The 486-nt window shown below is 46.5% G+C and carries 1 protein-coding gene; it reads left to right on the top strand.

Annotation, left to right across the window (positions count from 1 at the left end; all coding sequences use genetic code 11):
• On the top strand, positions 1-486 hold a 486-nt coding region (locus ACFSGI_RS22370), incomplete at both ends, for a hypothetical protein (protein ID WP_379284472.1).

Raw genomic sequence — 486 nt, 5'->3', positions numbered from 1 at the left:
GAATCGAGATTCCAACGACGCCAACACCAGGTGCTGCGATTACCGATATCACAGGTGATCAAGGAACAGTGAATATTACAGGCGTGGCTGCAGGAGAAGTTGTAAAAGTATATGACGCAGACAATAACGTTTTAGGAACAGCGGTAGCAGGAAGTAACGGAAATGCACAGATCGTATTTACATTCCCGAATGCACAAGGTGAGTTGTCAGTACGAGTAACGGTAAATGGAACCGAAACGGAAATCGCAATACTGCCATACAGCGGAATCGAGATTCCAACAACGCCAACACCAGGTGCTGCGATCACTGATATCACAGGTGATCAAGGAACAGTGAGTATTACAGGTGTGGCTGCAGGAGAAGTCGTGAAAGTGTATGACGCAGACAATAACGTTTTAGGAACAGCGGTAGCAGGAAGTAACGGAAATGCACAGATCATATTTACATTCCCGAACGCCCAAGGGGAATTGTCAGTACGAGTGACGA

Origin of the sequence: Paenibacillus nicotianae (assembly GCF_042681745.1) — a bacterium.
Classification (GTDB): Bacteria; Bacillota; Bacilli; order Paenibacillales; family Paenibacillaceae; genus Saccharibacillus; species Saccharibacillus nicotianae.
The sequence above is the reverse complement of the archived record's forward strand: the minus strand, read 5'-3'. Positions and strand labels throughout refer to the sequence as shown.